Source organism: Flavobacterium sp. A45 (genome assembly GCF_002001005.1).
Taxonomy (GTDB): Bacteria; Bacteroidota; Bacteroidia; order Flavobacteriales; family Flavobacteriaceae; genus Flavobacterium.
Window position 1 is genome coordinate 37,457 of record NZ_MUNX01000146.1, and the last position, 17,892, is coordinate 55,348.

11 protein-coding genes are annotated in these 17,892 nt (G+C 36.1%); 5 read left to right on the forward strand and 6 right to left on the reverse strand.

The window, feature by feature from the left end; translation table 11 throughout:
- The 3 genes from B0E44_RS16690 to B0E44_RS16700 all read right to left on the reverse strand — a co-directional run bounded on the left by B0E44_RS16690 (position 1) and on the right by B0E44_RS16700 (position 6,272).
- The gene (locus B0E44_RS16690) at positions 1–1,548 is read right to left on the reverse strand and encodes an alpha-N-arabinofuranosidase (protein ID WP_077377869.1); all 1,548 of its coding nucleotides are present in this window, start codon (positions 1,546–1,548) and stop codon (positions 1–3) included.
- Positions 1,549–1,638: 90 nt separating this feature from the next.
- Positions 1,639–3,198, reverse strand: a complete 1,560-nt coding sequence (locus B0E44_RS16695; protein ID WP_077377872.1) for a RagB/SusD family nutrient uptake outer membrane protein — start codon at positions 3,196–3,198, stop codon at positions 1,639–1,641.
- A gap of 29 nt (positions 3,199–3,227) precedes the next feature.
- A complete protein-coding gene (locus B0E44_RS16700; protein WP_077377875.1) occupies positions 3,228–6,272 on the reverse strand; it encodes a TonB-dependent receptor in 3,045 nt (1,014 codons plus the stop codon).
- 630 nt (positions 6,273–6,902) lie between these two features.
- On the opposite strand from B0E44_RS16700, the gene B0E44_RS16705 reads away from it, so the two are divergent.
- Positions 6,903–7,592 carry an NUDIX domain-containing protein gene (locus B0E44_RS16705; RefSeq protein WP_077377878.1) on the forward strand — a complete coding sequence of 230 codons (690 nt, stop codon included), beginning with the start codon at positions 6,903–6,905 and terminating at the stop codon, positions 7,590–7,592.
- A gap of 95 nt (positions 7,593–7,687) precedes the next feature.
- Here the strand turns inward: B0E44_RS16705 and fsa are convergent, their stop codons facing one another.
- From fsa to B0E44_RS16720, 3 genes are all read right to left on the reverse strand, one after another.
- The gene (gene fsa, locus B0E44_RS16710) at positions 7,688–8,344 is read right to left on the reverse strand and encodes a fructose-6-phosphate aldolase (protein ID WP_077377881.1); all 657 of its coding nucleotides are present in this window, start codon (positions 8,342–8,344) and stop codon (positions 7,688–7,690) included.
- 79 nt (positions 8,345–8,423) lie between these two features.
- Positions 8,424–10,484, reverse strand: a complete 2,061-nt coding sequence (locus tag B0E44_RS16715) for a transketolase (RefSeq protein ID WP_077377884.1) — start codon at positions 10,482–10,484, stop codon at positions 8,424–8,426.
- A gap of 513 nt (positions 10,485–10,997) precedes the next feature.
- A complete protein-coding gene (locus tag B0E44_RS16720) occupies positions 10,998–11,996 on the reverse strand; it encodes a GntR family transcriptional regulator (protein ID WP_077378366.1) in 999 nt (332 codons plus the stop codon).
- A gap of 101 nt (positions 11,997–12,097) precedes the next feature.
- On the opposite strand from B0E44_RS16720, the gene B0E44_RS16725 reads away from it, so the two are divergent.
- From B0E44_RS16725 to B0E44_RS16740, 4 genes are all read left to right on the forward strand, one after another.
- Positions 12,098–13,150, forward strand: a complete 1,053-nt coding sequence (locus B0E44_RS16725) for an aldose epimerase family protein (protein WP_077377887.1) — start codon at positions 12,098–12,100, stop codon at positions 13,148–13,150.
- Between the two features lie 12 nt (positions 13,151–13,162).
- Positions 13,163–14,263 carry a glycosyl hydrolase 53 family protein gene (locus tag B0E44_RS16730; RefSeq protein WP_077377890.1) on the forward strand — a complete coding sequence of 367 codons (1,101 nt, stop codon included), beginning with the start codon at positions 13,163–13,165 and terminating at the stop codon, positions 14,261–14,263.
- Positions 14,264–14,269: 6 nt separating this feature from the next.
- The gene (locus tag B0E44_RS16735) at positions 14,270–15,304 is read left to right on the forward strand and encodes a glycosyl hydrolase 53 family protein (protein ID WP_077377893.1); all 1,035 of its coding nucleotides are present in this window, start codon (positions 14,270–14,272) and stop codon (positions 15,302–15,304) included.
- A gap of 148 nt (positions 15,305–15,452) precedes the next feature.
- On the forward strand, positions 15,453–17,879 hold the full coding sequence (locus B0E44_RS16740; RefSeq protein ID WP_077377896.1) for a DUF4982 domain-containing protein: 2,427 nt from the start codon (positions 15,453–15,455) through the stop codon (positions 17,877–17,879).
- Positions 17,880–17,892: the final 13 nt, after the last annotated feature.

Here is a 17,892-nt window from a genome sequence, read left to right on the forward strand (position 1 = left end):
TTATATTCCTTCTAAAACAACTACTGAGAATGGAGGAATAGTGATTTCAAGTTTTCCTTTTTTGTTTTCGAAACCTTTAAAAACAGTTGGTATAATTTTGTTTGGATTTTCGAATGAATTGTAATCTTGTAATTTAGGCGATGTTAAAATTGTTCCAGTGAAATTTTTAACACCAAGATCTTTTACATCAATTTCTATTTTGTTTGTTTTTTTTGCATCAACATTTACCATTGAAATATGGACTGCACCACTTTTATCTTTTGAAGCTGATGCGGATATTGCAGGAAGTGTTTCTCCATTAAAAGTGTACAATGGTGTTTGAAAACTAACGGGCAATAATTTAGCATCTTGATGCACACTGTACATTTTCATTACAGAATAGGTTGGAGTTGTAATCATTTTTGCTTTATCTGTTAAGATTACAGCCTGTAAAACGTTTACGCATTGTGCTAAGTTTGCCATACGGACTCTCTCTGCATGGTTGTTGAAAATATTTAGTGTTGCTCCAGCCAGAACAGCATCTCTCATTGTGTTTTGCTGGTATAAGAAACCAGGATTTGTTCCTTTTTCTACTTCATACCAAGCTCCCCATTCGTCAACAATCATCGCTACTTTTTTCTCAGGATCGTATTTGTCCATGATAGCAGAATGTTTGGTTACCAGCTCTTCCATTTTTAAAGCAGATTTCATCGTATTGAAATATCCGTCTTCAGAAAAATCGGTACCATCTCCTTTTTTATTCCAATCGATAACGGCATAATGGTGAACTCCAACTCCTCCTAACATGTTTAGGGGAATATCTTTCATCAAGGTTTCGGTCCAATTGTAATCGGCACTGTTTGATCCGGAAGCAATGCGGGTTAAGCCGCCTGTGTTTTGCCAATCGGACATGAAGGTTGCGTATTTTCTATATTCACCCACGTAATAATCTGCGGTCATATTACCGCCACAGCCCCAGGCTTCATTTCCAATTCCCCAGAATTTCACTTTCCAAGGTTCAGTTCTTCCATTTTTTTTACGAAGGTCGCTCATTGGGCTTTTTCCGCCAAAGTTGGTGTACTGTACCCAGTCTGCTAATTCCTGAACGGTTCCACTACCTACGTTTCCAGATAAGTATGGTTCAGCTCCCAGAAGTTCACACATATTCAAAAAATCATGCGTTCCAAAACTGTTGTCTTCAGTAACACCGCCCCACCATTGATTTACAATCGTTGGTCTTTGTTCTTTAGGGCCAATACCGTCTTTCCAGTGATAGGTATCGGCAAAACAACCACCCGGCCATCTTAAATTTGGAATTTTTAACTCTTTCAAAGCCTTAATAATATCATTGCGGACACCAGCAGTATTTGGTATTTTAGAAGTGTCACCTACAAAAAAGCCACCATATATGCATCTTCCTAAATGTTCTGCAAAGTGACCATAGATGTTTTTGTTGATTGTTGGAGCATCTGCAGCATTTTTTATAGTAAGTACTGTCGTTTCTTTTTGTGCAAAACTGGCTTGACTACAAAAAGCGATGATAAATAATAATAATTGGACTTTTTTCATGATGGCTTTATTTTATAATATCACGTGGCAAACTACGGAAAGTTTACCACATGATATTAAATTTCTAACTAAACTAACTCAAATAAAATATTAATAACTTGGATTTTGAACCATTCCAGGGTTATTGTCCATGTCTAATTGTGGAATTGGGAAATACTCTCTTCCAGGTGCATACGAATTGAATTCTACATCTCTGGTTTTTAACCATGCTAATTTTGCAGCATCTTCTAACCATCCCCAACGGCGGATATCATCAAAACGGTGTCCTTCAAGAGGGAATTCTAAGAATCTTTCGTGGCCAATCTGATCTCTCATTGCAGCTTGACTAAGTCCAGGTTTTGCAGTACTCAAGTTTGGTAAGCCCACACGGTCTCTCACCATTTGGATGTAAGTGTACGCTCCAGGAGTATCGCCAGTTTCGTTCAAACACTCAGCATACATTAACAGCACATCTGCATAACGTAACAAACGCTCGTTAATTCCTGAACGCCAGTCGTATTCGTTGGCATAATTCCCGTCAGAGTTTTGATATTTTCTGCAAAATAAATCATTTAAATCACCTGGATTTGCTCCATAGAAAGTGGCAAAATCTTGTCCGTACAATTTCACACCTGGTTTGTTGTAAAACACAGTAGCGTCCAAACGAGGGTCTGTTGCCCCTGTAGTCGTTTTTTCAACTTGGTATTCATTAAATAATGCCCAAGTAGGTTGAACATCAGTCCATCCAAAAGCTCTTGGAGCATAAGTAATAGCTCTTGCAGAAGTTTTTCCCCAATCGGATGCTGGAATACCACCCCATCCTAAAGCTACTCCACCAGCTTCTCTACTGAATTCAACTTCGAACAATGATTCTGAGTTGTTTTCGTTCGTATCCGTAAAGTTATCTCGGTAGTTTGAAACTAAAGAATAAACACCCGAATCAATTACTTGTTTGAATGTTGTTTTTGCATTGGCAAAATCTTTAGTAAACAAATAGGCTTTTCCTAAATAACCTAGTGCAGCTCCTTTGGTAGCACGTCCTTTTTGCCCTGCATCCAAACCAGATACGCTGGTGTAAGATACTGGTAGCAATTCGGCAGCCGCTTTGAAATCTGCAATCACTTGAGCCCAACCTTCCGCTTGAGTTTTTTGTGGATAGTAAATAGCCAGGTCTGTTGGTACGGGTACGTTTTTGAACATATTTACGGCATGAAATAAATACAAACCTCTCAAGAAATATGCCTGCCCAATGATTCTGTTTTTAAGTGCTGCATCGCTCATTTCAATACCCGGCACGTTAGCCAAAACTTGATTAGCTCTGTAGATACCTTGATAATAGGTTTCATATGCCCAACCATAAATAGCAGCGTCTGAAACATTGGAGTTGAAACGACCTACATTGTACATTGATCCCCACGGGCTGTTGCTTCGAGTGTCATCCCCTTTTAAGTCTAATAATAAAGGTGTACTTCTCATATAGGTTCCATCTGTTAATAAACTGGAGTAAACGGCATTCACTCCTGCTAAGGCATCTTCGTCTGTTTTCCAGAATGACCCTGAGGTTTCTACATTGGGATCTACTTGCAATAAGTCATCATCGCTTACACAACTTGTGGTTACAGCAGCAAGTGAAAAGAAACCAGCTAGATAATTATATATTTTATGTTTCATTTTGATTCGTTTTTAATTGTTGACTAATTTTAGAAAGTTACATCAAGTCCTATAGAAATGGTTCTAGGATTTGGGAATGAACCCGCATCATATCCTCTTGAGAATAATCCGTCATTGCTGTTGAAATCAGGGTCATATCCTTTGTAATCGCTAAGGATTAATAAGTTTTGGCCATTTACATAAATTCTAGCTTTTTCGATAAAAAACGTTTCAGGAACTGGGATTTGGTAACCAATTTCCATAGTCTGTAATTTTAGGTAGTCTCCATTTTCTATAAATCGATTAGAGTCTCTTCCGTTTGCATTTGGATCACCAATGATAGGGCGCGGAACATCAGTATTGGTATTTGTTGGAGTCCAATAATTAAGCATGTCAGTACTGTGGTTACCGTATTGGCCAGCCATTAAATTACGATACATCGCATTAAATACTTTGTTTCCACCAGCACCTTGCCAAAACATTGAGAATTCAAAATTCTTGTATGAGGCACTAAAGTTGATACCATAGCTATATTGCGGAATGGTTGTTCCTTGGTAGGTTCTATCCAAGTCACTTATCATTCCATCATCATTGATGTCTTTGAAACGAATATCTCCAACACCTGCATTGGTTTGAGTTGGAGCAGCAGCGATTTCGGCAGCATTTTGAAAAATACCATCTGTTTCGTATGCAAAAATCTCACCAATGGATCTTCCTACTTCGGTTTTAGAAGCAGCACCATAAATTGGATTTCCGTTAAGTCCAATTTGTAAAACCTCATTTTTCAACGTTCCTAAGTTGGCTGAAATATTGTATTTGAATTCATGATCATTATTTGCATAAGAAGCCGTAAATTCTAAACCACTGTTTTTAACTGCTCCTGCGTTTGTAGTTACACTAGCAGGAAATGCTCCTGTAGAGAATGGTAAAGGAACAGCAATCAATAAATCAGTTGATTCTTTGATGAAATATTCAGCAGAGAACTGTAAACTGTTATTAAGGAATCCTAACTCAAGTGCCACATTTGTGCTTTTTGTTTCTTCCCAGTGTACATTTGGATCAATTGCACTTACAACAGTTGTTCCATTGGCTAATTCATTATTAAAGTTATAACCTGCAAAAGCATTTATAGTTGGGGAATAGGCATAAGTACCAATAGTGTTGTTTCCTAATACACCATATCCACCTCTAAGTTTAATATTGCTAACCCATTCTGGTAAATGCAAGAATGTTTCATTGCTAATTTTCCAAGCTCCTGAGAACGAATAAAAGTTACCTGTATTGTTTTCCTGACTGAAAAGAGACGTTTTGTCTTGTCTGAAGTTTCCAGTTATAAAATAACGATCATCATACGAATAATTGATTCTGCTTAAGTACGAAATACCAGTTTTGGTATTTTCATATTCGCCAGAACTGGTGGCATCTGCATATTCAAGATGACTGATTTCACCAGGTGTGTACCCTTTGCCATTTGACCAGTGTCTGTAATAGTCAGATCTTTCTTGAATCCAACCTGCCAATGCATCAAATTTGTGATTGCCAATAGTTTTTTCGTAAGTTAATAAATTATTCAAAAATGTTCTGGATTCATTTCCTGTAACAACATTAAGCTCAGCTTCATCATTGGTAGTAATGTAGTACCAACCCAAATCACTTGGTGGATTGAATTTTCTGTCTTGCCAATCCAATCGGTCAAAACTGGCATCTATTTTGTATTTTAATCCTTTTACAATTTCAAGTTCTCCCCAAATATTACCAATGAAACGATTTCTTTGTCCGCTATTGTCAATTAAGTTGTTGAAACCAATTACGTTAAGAGAGATGGCTCTTTGTGTTAAGTTGTCCGTTCCACCGTATCCTCCAAGTCTATTTTCATCATAAACTGGCATAGTTGGTATAGCTGTTAATAAGGCAGCAATAGCGGACTCTCCAACATAACTGTTAAAATTTTCTTTGTCCGATTGCGTATATCCAATTTTTGAACCGTATTTAAATTTACCTTTTTTACCAGACAAATTAAGATTCGTAGATATTCTTTCATAGTCTTGCGGAGAATTAACATAACTAGTATTCTTGAAATAGTCTACATTCATATTGTAGGCCATACTTTCGGCTCCCCCACTTAATGTTAAAGATTGGTTGTTAACTACCCCTGTTTCGAAGGCTTCTTTCTGCCAATTCGTGTTTACATCATTAATGTATAGCGGGCTGGTAGGGTCATTCCCGGGAGCTATTGTCAATCCTGCATTTAATTCAGCCGCAGTAGTGATTTGTTGATAGCCTTCTCTGTCTGTAACATCCCAATTTTTAGCAACAGTTTGAAGTCCAAGTAAAGACTTGTATTTTACTTCAAATTTACCTTGTTTCCCTTTTTTGGTAGTGATGATAACTACTCCATTAGCTCCGCGAACACCATAAATCGCTGCTGAAGAAGCATCTTTCAATACCTGCATCGATTCGATATCACCTGGTGCAAAATCATTTGGAGATTCAACAATCATTCCGTCAATTACAAAAAGAGGATTATTGTTGTTGAAAGATGAAATACCTCTAATTTTCACATTAACGTAACCTCCCGGCTCTCCTGATGATTGTACGGTAACCCCGGCAACTTGTCCTTGCAGCATTTTTGCAGGATCGTAGGTTGTTATCGTTTTGGCTTCTTTCATGTTCACCACACTTACAGATCCTGTTAAATCTGCTTTCTTTTGTGTACCATACCCAACCACAACTATTTCATTCAGTTTGTTGAGGTTGTCTCTCATTCCAAAATCTATTTTTGTTCGATTTGCGATAGTTATTTCTTGAGTTTCATATCCTACATACGAAAAAATAAGGACATCTGTAGGTTTTGCATTTATGGAATAATCTCCATCAAATCCAGTAGATGTTGCGGTGGTAGTTCCTTTTACTAAAATATTTACTCCAGGAAGTGGCATCGCATCACTTGAGGATGTAATTTTTCCTGAAACAATATTGGGCTGTTGTGCCGATGCATTATAAGTACTAAAGAGCATAACTAATAATGCTAGTAGCCATTCTTTTTTAGGCAATAAAAAATTGCAATAAAAAAATAATCTGTGGTTTGTTGTCATATTGATTGCATTTTGGTTAATTATAAGTGTAGTTTTTACATTTGTAAATTTAAATAAAAAAAAAGCATAAAAACAAATTAATCTGATAAAAAAAGTTGCAAAAAAAAACGGATATCCTAAAATTTGCGGTTAAACGTAAGTATTTGCGTGTTTTAAAACTATCAAAAACGTTTTCGTAAAATATAATATATTGATATTAAGCATATTGAGTCTTTTTTTTATATCTATTAAATTTTTAAATTTTTTTATGAATATTTTGTTTTTTTATAAAAAATGAACGATTTTGTGTACAAAAAAATACTATTGAAGCTTGCTTTTTTTGTTTAATTTGTCATTTTCAGAATATTTTTTGGGTTCTAAAATGGCCAAAAAGCACTTGTAAATGTAATTTTAACACTTAATTGCGACTCGGGTATTAAAAAATAAGTTGGATTTTGGTGTCTAAATTCTCTTTTTTTATCTTTTGACAAAGAGGGATCAAAATTTTTGGGTTTGGTTAAGGATGTATCACGTGCTAATTCAGTGACTTATGTTTGTTGTTCCTTTTTGTTTTTATAAGTGTAAAAACAACATTAAATAAATTTGGTAGTTTTGAGGAAGTTCTTATATTTACCACAAAATATATAGAAAATGCTAAATAGTTATAGTACAGCTGACAAAGTTCTTCTAGCGGTAGATTGCATCATTTTCGGTTTTGATGAAGAAGGGTTGAAAATCCTTTTGATTAAAAGGGATTTTGAACCTGAAAAAGGGAAATGGTCATTAATGGGAGGATTTCTTAAAAAAGAGGAAGTATTGGATACTGCAGCCATAAGAGTCTTGAATACTTATACTGGTTTGCAGGATATTTATATGGAACAGCTTTATACCTACAGTGAAATTGATCGTGACCCTGTAGAAAGAACCATATCTGTAGCTTATTATGCACTGATTAATATCGAAAACCATAATGCCGAATTGATCCAGAACTATCATGCCAAATGGTTTAGTGTTTCGGAAGTGCCAAAATTGATTTTTGACCACGATAATATGTTGGCACATGCCATAAGAAGATTGCGTTACAGAACTTCGATGCGACCTGTTGGATTTGAACTGTTACCCGAAAAATTTAAAATGAGTCAACTACTTAAATTGTATGAATCCATTTTGGACAAACAAATCGACAAAAGAAATTTTATCAGCAAAATCAACTCGTTGGATATTTTGATAAAATTAGATGAGAAAGACATGACTTCTTCTAGAAAAGGTTCGTATCTCTATACTTTTGACAAAGAAAAATACGATGCCAAACTCTTGAATAATTTCGCTTTGAACTTTTAAAGTAGAATTTGATTTTAAAGCAAATAAAAAAAGGAAGCTTCTGTTGCAGAAGCTTCCTTTTTTGTTGGACTAAAACGAATTTTGAATATTAAGTTCTAGCTATTTCCTTTTTGGTAATCGGCTAAAAATTGTGCTAATCCGCTATCGGTCAGAGGATGTTTCAATAATCCAGTGATTGAAGATAATGGACCAGTCATTACATCCGATCCTAGTTTTGCACAATTTATAACATGCATTGTATTACGAACGGAAGCTGATAAAATTTGAGTTTGAAAATCATAATTGTCATAAATTTGTCTGATATCGGCAATCAATCCCATACCATCAGTACAAATATCATCTAGTCTACCTAGAAACGGAGACACATAAGTAGCTCCAGCTTTGGCAGCAAGTAATGCCTGTCCCACTGAAAAAACTAAGGTCACATTAGTTCTGATTCCTTTATCCGAAAAATATTTGCAGGCTTTAACTCCAGTAGCAATCATAGGCAGTTTTACCACAATCTGAGGATGCAAAGCAGCCAATATTTCGCCTTCACGAACCATTCCTTCATAATCTGTCGCAATCACCTCTGCTGAAACATCTCCGTCAACAATTTCACAGATAGCAACATAGTGCTTCAAAATATTGTCTGCGCCGGTAATCCCTTCTTTGGCCATTAATGATGGATTAGTAGTTACACCATCTAATACTCCTAGGGCCTGAGCCTCTGCAATTTCATTTAAATTTGCTGTGTCGATAAAAAATTTCATAAGTATGTTTTTTTTGGAGATTCTAAGTTTCTGAGTTACTAAGAATCTGAGTTTTTTTTAATGTTTTTGTCTTAGTTTCTTAGAAACTTAGTGTCTTAGCTTCTTTACTCTCCTCAATATATTTTAGTATTTCAGCACAAACGTGTTGGCTTGTAAATCCAAATTTTTCATCCAAAACACTAGCTGGTGCCGAATAGCCAAAATGATCCAGTCCTATTACTTTTCCGCTGTCGCCAATTAAGCCTTCAAGGTTTACAGGAAGACCTGCGGTAAGTCCGAAAACAAGTTTTCCTTTTGGAATGATACTTTCTTGGTATGATTTAGGCTGTGATTTAAACAAACCTTCTGAAATAATCGAAGCAATGTTTATTTTTAAATTATGCTCTTTCTCCAAAATCACGGCAGCATCGATAAGCGTCGAAACCTCCGATCCGTTTGCAATCAGGGTGATATCTTGATTTGCAGTTTCTTTTACCAAATAACCGCCTTTTTCAGCAGCTGTTGCTTCTGCGTATCTTGAAGTTTTAACTGCTGGAATGTCTTTTATTCCTTGTCTGGAAAGGATTAAAGCAGTTGGCGTTTTTGTGTTCTTTAATGCCATATCCCAAGCCACTGAAGTTTCAATAGCATCGGCAGGGCGCAGTGCTAATAAACTCTGGTGTCCCGAATGATTTTTAACTTTTTCCAACAAACGCATTTGTGCTTCTTGCTCGATTGGTTGGTGCGTTGGTCCGTCTTCACCCACTCGGAATGAGTCGTGAGTGAGTACATATTTTACTGGAAGTTCTTGGATTGCGGCCAATCGTATGGCTGGTTTCATGTAATCCGAGAATACAAAAAACGTTGCCACTACTGGAATTACACCACCATGAAGAGCAATACCGTTGGCGATGGAAGTCATGGTCAATTCAGCAACACCAGCCTGTAAAAAGGCGCCTTCAAAATTATTTTTTTGCAATACCGATGATTTCTTCAAGAAGCCATCAGTTTTGTCGCTGTTGGATAAATCTGCCGAAGAAACGATGATGTTTTCTACATTTTCTGCTAAATAAGCCAGCACTGCTGACGAAGCATCTCTTGTCGCTGCATTTGGTTTTTGAGCCACACTGCTTAAATCTAATTCTGGTAATTTACCGGATAAAAACAAGTGCATTTTTTCTGCCAATGCTGGGTTTTCATTTTCCCATTTTGCAATTTGTTGTTTTTTCGAAGCCGCTTTTTCTGTTTTTTTCGATAAAATTGTAGCATAATGAGCGGTTACTTCTTCATAAATAGCAAAAGGATCTTCTGGATTGGCGTTGAGGTTTAATAGTGTTTTGGTGTAATCCGCTTTAGTGTCGCCAATAGGTTTTCCGTGCAATTCACATTCGCCTTCATACATAGAACCATCTGCAGTAACACAGCCTTTTCCCATGATTGTTTTTCCGATGATCAAGGTTGGTCTTTCGGTTTCTTTGTTGGCAATATTTAATGCCTGACGGATTTCTGAATGGTCGTGGCCGTTTATCGTGATTACGTTCCATCCCCAAGCCTTGTATTTCATGGCGGTATCTTCTGAAGTTACTTCATCGGTCATCGAAGAAAGTTGTACATCATTAGAATCATAAAACATAATAAAATTGTTCAATCCCAAGTGTCCTGCGATTCTTCCCGCTCCCTGTGAAATTTCTTCCTGTACGCCTCCATCGGTAATGAAACCATATATTTTGTGATCAAAAAATCCTTTGAATCTGGCGTCAAGAAACTTGGCAGCAATAGCAGCACCAACTCCCATGGCATGTCCTTGTCCCAGGGGGCCCGAAGTGTTTTCGATTCCTCTTAAAACATCGACTTCAGGATGTCCCGGCGTTACAGATCCCCATTGTCTAAATTGCTGTACATCTTCTTTTTTGTAATTCCCTAGTAAATAGTATTGTGCATACATCAAAGCCGATAAGTGTCCCGCATCCATAAAGAAGCGGTCTCTGAACGGCCAATCCATTTGCGTTGGGTCAAAATTTAAATATTCAGTGTATAAAATATGCATAAAATCAGCGCCTCCCATAGCACCGCCTGGGTGTCCTGAATTTGCTTTTTCTACCATAGAAATAGCCAGCGCTCTTATATTGTCGGCGGCTAAATTGTCAATTTTTTGGTTCATAATTTATGGTGTTAATTTTTTAATAACAGTATTGGCATTTTTGGTTAAAGTTTTTTGATAAAACATTTTGTCTTTTTCCAAAATCCTGTGTAAATGATTTTGCAATGTAAAACAGTTTTGTTTTAACCGCTTTATTTAAATGATAAGAGTCTATTATTTTGTTCTGAAGTCGATTCGTCTCTATTAAATAACAGACTATTTTTGAGAGGTTAAGGAAGAATAAAATAATAAGTGTAAAAAATACATTTGCAAATATAGCTAAATTTGTTTAACAAAAACAAAAAAAGGAAAGATGATTTTTTCACAGTTAATGCTGAAAGTAATTCGGGGTTTGATAATGAATTCTGAATTTTGTATTAATAGAAAGGGGGAGAAATAAGGATAAAAAACAACAACTTTAAAATTAAGAAATATTTATTATGCAAATTTAAAGGCTCCTCAAAGTCAGAGACATTTGCGTAGCCCGCAAGACAACTTATTTTCTGTTCGAAGATCTGAGGATAAAAAAAATGATTACAATGAATTTCTAATAATTAAAGCGCTTTTGTTTTCGATTTGTTCTTTTTTTCCGGTAAGTACCATTTGGGCCAGCAGTTTTCCCATGGTTGTAAAATCGGTGGAAATAGTGGTGATACCGTTAGAAACCACTTTTTTTAATGGGGTTTCATTATAGGAAATGATTCCAAAATCAGTTCCTAATTTTAAGTTTTGTTGTCGGGCTTTCTCAATTACCCGAACCAAATCTCTGTCATTCGGGATGATGTAAACGCCCCCGATTGTTATTTCGTTATCGGTGAATTCGCTGATGATTTCATAATCTATTGCGTATTCTGAACAGAAATTTTCAAACCCAATTTTCATTCCCAAAGGTTCTCTAAAACCGGGGAAAATCATAATGAATTTTTTGTACTTGTTTAATCTTGTTTTTCCTTTGTACAAACCTTCAAAAATGTCTTTTTTGTGATTTTGGTAAATAGCAGGGAATGATTTTAGTTCATCATTGGTTTGGTCAAGGATGATTACGTCATTTACTGGTAGGGTTTTTATAACTTCAACGACATCGATTAAGTTGGTGGGCATAATGATATATTTGGTGTAATTCCCATTGCTGTCATTTATCAATTTCTGAAAAACTTGAACATTAAAATGGTGAAAGAAAATATCGACCTGTACATTTTTGCCAATGTTTTTTAAAAACGAATTGTAAATGTCTTCTTTGAAAATGTTAAGCTCGTCAAAAAGTAAAAATATTTTCTGTTTTATAGTGATTTCAACACTTTTCACATAATATCCTTTGCCTGGAATGGCATAAATAATTCCTCTTTTTTTGAGCTCATCATAAGCTTGAAGTGCGGTATCTCTTGATAAATTATAAGGAAGACAAATTTTGTTGATGGAAGGTAATTTGTCGTCTTTCTTTAAATCCTGGCTTTCAATTGCTTTTTCGATCGCATTGATTATCTGTTTGTATTTGGGTAAGCCAATGTTATTTTGGATTGCGATTGCTTTCATTTTGTTTTCAATTTTTTTGCAAGATACAAAAACTGGTAGGTACTGGTATGCATAATATGAATTTTGTTCTAAATTTGGATTTCTAATTTCATAATAAAACAATGGAAATAAAATGCAATTCACAAATTAAAACCACTTCTGTAAAGGATTTGTTTGGTTTAATGCCAGACGGTGAGGAGATATACTCCTACGAATTATCTAACAAAAATGGAATGATATTAAAGGTAATCAATTATGGGGCTACGATAACCGAATTGAAAGTACCATTGAAAAACGGTGAAATTGTTGATGTTGTTTTGGGTTTTGACACTCTAGAGTCTTACATACAGTCGTTTAATCTAGTGAGTCCACCTTATATGGGTGCCACAGTTGGAAGATATGCAGGAAGGATTCATAACAGTTCTTTTAATTTGAATGGGAGAAAAATTTATTTGAATAAAAACAACAATGGTAACTCCTTACATGGTGGTAAAATTGGGTTCAGTCAAAAAGTATGGGCAGTCAAAAATGTACATCTGGGTCAAAACTCATCAATAACACTGTCCTATTCCAGCCCAGCAGGAGAAGAAAATTATCCTGGAGAATTAACGGTTGAGCTTACCTATACGCTATCTGAAGAAAATGAATTAATAATTCAGTATAGCGCCAAGACTACAGAAGATACTGTAGTAAATTTGACTCATCACAGTTATTTTAATCTTGATGGCCATTTGTCTTCTGTAAAAGATCAGGAATTAATTGTAAATGCTCATCGAATGTTGGAAACAAATAACGAATGTATCCCCAATGGTAGGTTTTTAGAATTGTACAATACTTATTTTGACTTTTATGTTCCTAAAAAATGTCCGTCCAAAATTGACCATACTTTTGTAATAGATCATACTGAAGAATTTGCGGCCTCTCTTTTTAATAAAAAAAATAATTTAAAAATGACAGTCTATACCGACCAGCCTGGGGTTCATATCTATGTTGGAGGAAATTGTTTTAATACTGTAAAAGGAAAAGAAGATGCCGATTATCATCCGTTAAGCGGTATTTGTTTTGAAACACAAAACTTCCCGGATGCTCCCAGTCACGACCATTTTCCTAGTGCAATTCTAAAAAAAGACGAAAGATATTCTCATAACACAATTTATAAATTTCAATCATTTTAAAATATACTCACAATGAAAAAAGCCCTAATTATACTGTCACTTTTCGCTTTGTTGGCTATCCAGTTTAGCTGTTCCAGTAGTGATTCACCAGATACGCCACCAGTGGTAGACCCACCAGTTGTAGTCGATGAATTTATCCGAGCTGCCGATATTTCATTTCTTCCAGAGATTGAAAGTGCAGGAACTGTTTTGACCAATAATGGCAAAGCCGAAGACATGCTTACCACTCTGAAAAGCGCAGGTTGCAATACGATTCGAATCCGTTTATGGAAAAATCCTGCCGGCGGACATTCTGGTTTGACAGAAGTAAAAGCACTTGCCGCACGTGTTAAACAAGCAGGTTTGAAAGTTTGGCTTACCGTTCACTATTCTGATACTTGGGCAGACCCAGCGGTTCAAACTACTCCAGCTGAATGGAAAGATTTGTCTTTTGCAGATTTGAAAACTGCTGTCGCTACTTATACCTCTACAATCATAACCGAGATTAATCCTGATATTATTCAAATTGGGAATGAAATAAACAGTGGCTTGCTTTGGCCTCAAGGACATTTGATTAATAAGGAAGCACAATGTATTGATTTATTAAAAACGGCTAGTGCTGCCATTAGAAGCAAAGCGCCAAAAACAAAAATCATGATTCATTATGCAGGTGTAAAAGCTACGGATACGGATTGGTTTTTTACCAAAGTGAAAAGTGTAGATTACGATTATATTGGTCTTTCCTATTATCCAGTTTGGCATGGTAAAGATTTGACAGTTATAAAAAGTACTATTGATGCTTTGGGAAGTAAGTTCAGCAAAAAAGTAGTTATTGCCGAAACCGCTTATCCTTTTACATTAGGGTATAATGATTGGACTAATAATATAGTTGGTTTGGATTCGCAATTGGTTTCGGGTTATCCGGCAACTCCTGAAGGGCAAAAGAGTTATGTTTTGGCTATAAAAAATCTTGTCAAAACGTCTCAAAGCGGTATTGGATTTGCATATTGGGGAGGCGAGTGGGTTTCTTTCAAAGGAAAAGAAGCGACTAATGGTTCTACGTTTGAGAATCAAGCATTCTATGATTTTGATAATAAAGCATTGCCTGTTTTACAAGCATTTAATTTAAATTAGAAGACAATGAAAAAAGCATTTTGTTTATCAGTAATTCTTATAGCATTGGTTTTTTCAAATTGTACGACCAATAAAACAGCTCAGAAACCCAAAGAAGTGGCTTTCGCTAAAGGTGGAGATGTGGGTTGGTTGCCACAAATGGAAGCTACAGGATATAAATTCTATGATACTGACGGAACCCAAAAAGACTGTCTGCAATTGCTGAAAGACCGAGGAATGAATACAATTAGATTACGTGTTTGGGTTAATCCTTCGAATGATAAAGCTAGCGGACACTGCAGTAAAGAAGAAACAGTTGCGATGGCTGTTCGTGCACAAAAAATGGGAATGCGAATCATGATTAACTTTCATTATAGTGATTCTTGGGCAGACCCAGGAAAGCAAAATAAACCTGCAGCTTGGAAGAATCATACTTTCGCAGAATTGCTGAATGATGTTTATCTTCATACGGAAGATGTTTTGAAAGCGCTAAAACAAGCAGGTGTTACCCCAGAATGGGTACAAGTTGGGAATGAAATTCCAGGCGGGATGTTATGGCCAGAAGGAAGTACAGACAACTTTAATCAATTGGCACAATTGCTCAATAAAGGATATGATGCGACGAAGGCTGTAGATAAAAATATCAAAGTTATTGTTCACCTTGACGAAGGAAATAACAGTAAAAAATTCAGATGGTTTTTTGATAATGCTAAAGCAAATAATGTAAAGTATGATGTAATCGGATTGTCATATTACCCATTTTGGATTAAAACGGATTATAAAGAAAACATCGCCGATTTAGCTAATAATCTAAATGACATGGCAGCTAGATATGACAAAGAAGTAATGGTTGTTGAGGTTGGCGGTATTGATACGCAGGAACAAAATACATACGATATGCTGGTTGCGGTTATAAAAGCGGTAAAAGCTGTACCAAATAATAAAGGATTAGGTGTAATTTACTGGGAACCTCAAGGCGCAAAATCATGGAGTCATTATGAATTGAGTGCTTGGAGATCAGACGGAAAACCGTCTATGGCATTGGATGCGTTTAAAGAATAATAAACCATATAAGATATATAAGTTCATATAAGTTGAGGCGCAATAAAATATTGGCAAACAAAATGAACAATTCAAATAAGTAACCTTATATGATCTTAAATGACTTATATGGTTCAAAAAAAACTAAAACTCTAATTTGTTTTAAAAAATGAAGAAACTGATAAGTATTCTCGTTATATTTTTAGCATTTGCACAAATAGCTTTGTCTCAAACACGAGAGGTTAAAGTGTTAGATACTAATTGGAAATTTCAAAAAGGCGATTTTGAAGATGCAGTTAAAGTAAATTTTAATGATTCGAAATGGGAATCAGTAACCGTTCCGCATGACTGGGCAATTTACGGGCCTTTTGATAAAAATGTAGATATACAGAATGTTGCAATTGTTCAAAACGGAGAAAAAATAGCTACCGAAAAAACAGGGCGAACAGGGGCTTTACCGCATATTGGGACTGCTTGGTATCGCAATACATTTACATTGCCTAAAGATTCAAAAGGCAAAAAAATAATTCTTCTTTTTGAAGGTGCGATGAGCGAACCTCAAGTGTATTTAAACGGAAAAAAAGTTGGAGAATGGGCTTATGGCTATAGTTATTTTTATTTTGATGTTTCCCAATTTGCACAAGAAGGTGAGAACACATTATCAGTAAAATTAACCAATAAAGAATTTGCTTCACGCTGGTATCCTGGTGCCGGTTTATATCGAAAAGTAAGTGTTATTATAAAAAATAATGAAAGCATTGACCAATGGGGGCAGTTTGTAACGACTCCTTTTATAAGTCCAGCAATTGCCAAAGTTAATATCAAGACAAAAGCTTCTGGAGATAATACTCGTTTAGTTACCACCATTTTTGATGCCGAAGGACATAAACTAAATTCAGAAGAGTCGACAGCACAATTCGGGAAAGAATTCGATCAAAACTTAAAAGTTGAAAAGCCAAAATTGTGGAGTCCCGAAACCCCTTATTTGTATAAAGCGGTTTCCCAATTGTATGTTGGAAAAGATTTGAAAGATGAGATTTCAACACGTTTTGGAATTAGAGAAATAAAATATGAGGCCAATAAAGGTTTCAGTCTTAATGGAAAGATTACCAAATTTAAAGGAGTTTGTCTTCACCACGATCTTGGTCCGCTCGGAGCAGCAGTAAATAAAGCCGCATTGCGCAGACAAATGGTGATATTAAAAGATCTCGGTTGTAATGCAATACGTAGTTCACACAATATGCCTTCTTTTGAGCAGCTTGAGTTGGCAGATGAAATGGGTTTTATGTTCCTTGCAGAGAGTTTTGATGAATGGGCAAAAGCAAAAGTAGAAAATGGGTATCATCGTTTCTTTGAGGAATATGCCGAAAAGGACATCGTGAATTTAGTGCGTGCAACAAGAAATCATCCTTCAATTGTGATGTGGAGTTCTGGAAATGAAGTGCCAGATCAATGGGGAGAAGAAGGTGTGAAGAGAGCCAAATGGTTGCAGGAAATATTTCATAGAGAAGACCCGACACGTCCAGTAACTGTTGGTATGGATCAGGTAAAAGCGACTATGGAATCTGGTTTTGGAGCTTTGTTGGATATTCCAGGATTAAATTATCGTGTGCATTTATATGACGAGGCATTTAAAAAGTTTCCGCAAGGATTTATTTTAGGTTCGGAAACAGCTTCAACTGTTAGTTCTAGAGGAATTTATAAATTCCCTGTAGTTCAAGAAAAAAACAAGCAATATCCAGATTTTCAGTCTTCATCTTATGATTTGGAAGCATGTGATTGGTCTAATGTTCCTGATGAAGATTTTGTGCTTCAAGATGATAAACCTTGGGTAATTGGCGAGTTTGTTTGGACTGGTTTTGATTATTTAGGAGAACCAACTCCTTATGATGAAATGTGGCCTTCTCGAAGTTCTTATTTTGGAATTAACGATTTAGCCGGTTTACCAAAAGACCGTTATTATTTATACCGAAGCCGTTGGAATACAGAGAAACCAACTCTTCATATCTTGCCACATTGGAACTGGGAAGGCAGAGAAGGAGAGACAACCCCCGTTTTTGTATATACAAATTACAACAGTGCTGAGCTTTTTGTAAACGGCAAAAGCATGGGAGTTCAGAAAAAAAATAAAAACACTCCACAGAATCGCTATCGTCTAATGTGGATGGATGTGAAATATGAGCCGGGAACGGTAAAAGTGGTGGCTTATGATGACAATGGTAAAGCTGTTGCTGAGGAAGAAGTTAAAACAGCTGGAAAGCCTTATCAAATTGTTTTAGAAGCAGACAGGAAAACAATTACTGCCGATGGCGAAGATATATCTTTTGTAACCGTTTCTGTAGTTGACAAAAATGGAATTCCTTGTCCTACGGCGACTAACCAGTTGAAATTTAAGGTTTCAGGAGCGGGTACTTACAGAGCGGCCTGCAATGGCGATGCCACTTCACTCGAAATGTTTCATAAAGATACCATGAAACTTTTTAGCGGAAAGTTGGTAGTGCTTGTAAAATCGACAACAACTGCCGGTGATGTAAAACTTGAAGTAAACGGTACTGGACTTAAGAGCGGTAAATTGACATTAGAATCTAAAAAATAAACTGAAGACTTTA

What these genes read in the sequence shown, in the direction of transcription:
- B0E44_RS16690 (WP_077377869.1), bottom strand. Translation starts at nt 1,548, where the DNA reads ATGAAAAAAGTCCAATTATTATTATTTATCATCGCTTTTTGTAGTCAA.
- B0E44_RS16695 (WP_077377872.1), bottom strand. Translation starts at nt 3,198, where the DNA reads ATGAAACATAAAATATATAATTATCTAGCTGGTTTCTTTTCACTTGCT.
- B0E44_RS16700 (WP_077377875.1), bottom strand. Translation starts at nt 6,272, where the DNA reads ATGACAACAAACCACAGATTATTTTTTTATTGCAATTTTTTATTGCCT.
- B0E44_RS16705 (WP_077377878.1), top strand. Translation starts at nt 6,903, where the DNA reads ATGCTAAATAGTTATAGTACAGCTGACAAAGTTCTTCTAGCGGTAGAT.
- fsa (WP_077377881.1), bottom strand. Translation starts at nt 8,344, where the DNA reads ATGAAATTTTTTATCGACACAGCAAATTTAAATGAAATTGCAGAGGCT.
- B0E44_RS16715 (WP_077377884.1), bottom strand. Translation starts at nt 10,484, where the DNA reads ATGAACCAAAAAATTGACAATTTAGCCGCCGACAATATAAGAGCGCTG.
- B0E44_RS16720 (WP_077378366.1), bottom strand. Translation starts at nt 11,996, where the DNA reads ATGAAAGCAATCGCAATCCAAAATAACATTGGCTTACCCAAATACAAA.
- B0E44_RS16725 (WP_077377887.1), top strand. Translation starts at nt 12,098, where the DNA reads ATGGAAATAAAATGCAATTCACAAATTAAAACCACTTCTGTAAAGGAT.
- B0E44_RS16730 (WP_077377890.1), top strand. Translation starts at nt 13,163, where the DNA reads ATGAAAAAAGCCCTAATTATACTGTCACTTTTCGCTTTGTTGGCTATC.
- B0E44_RS16735 (WP_077377893.1), top strand. Translation starts at nt 14,270, where the DNA reads ATGAAAAAAGCATTTTGTTTATCAGTAATTCTTATAGCATTGGTTTTT.
- B0E44_RS16740 (WP_077377896.1), top strand. Translation starts at nt 15,453, where the DNA reads ATGAAGAAACTGATAAGTATTCTCGTTATATTTTTAGCATTTGCACAA.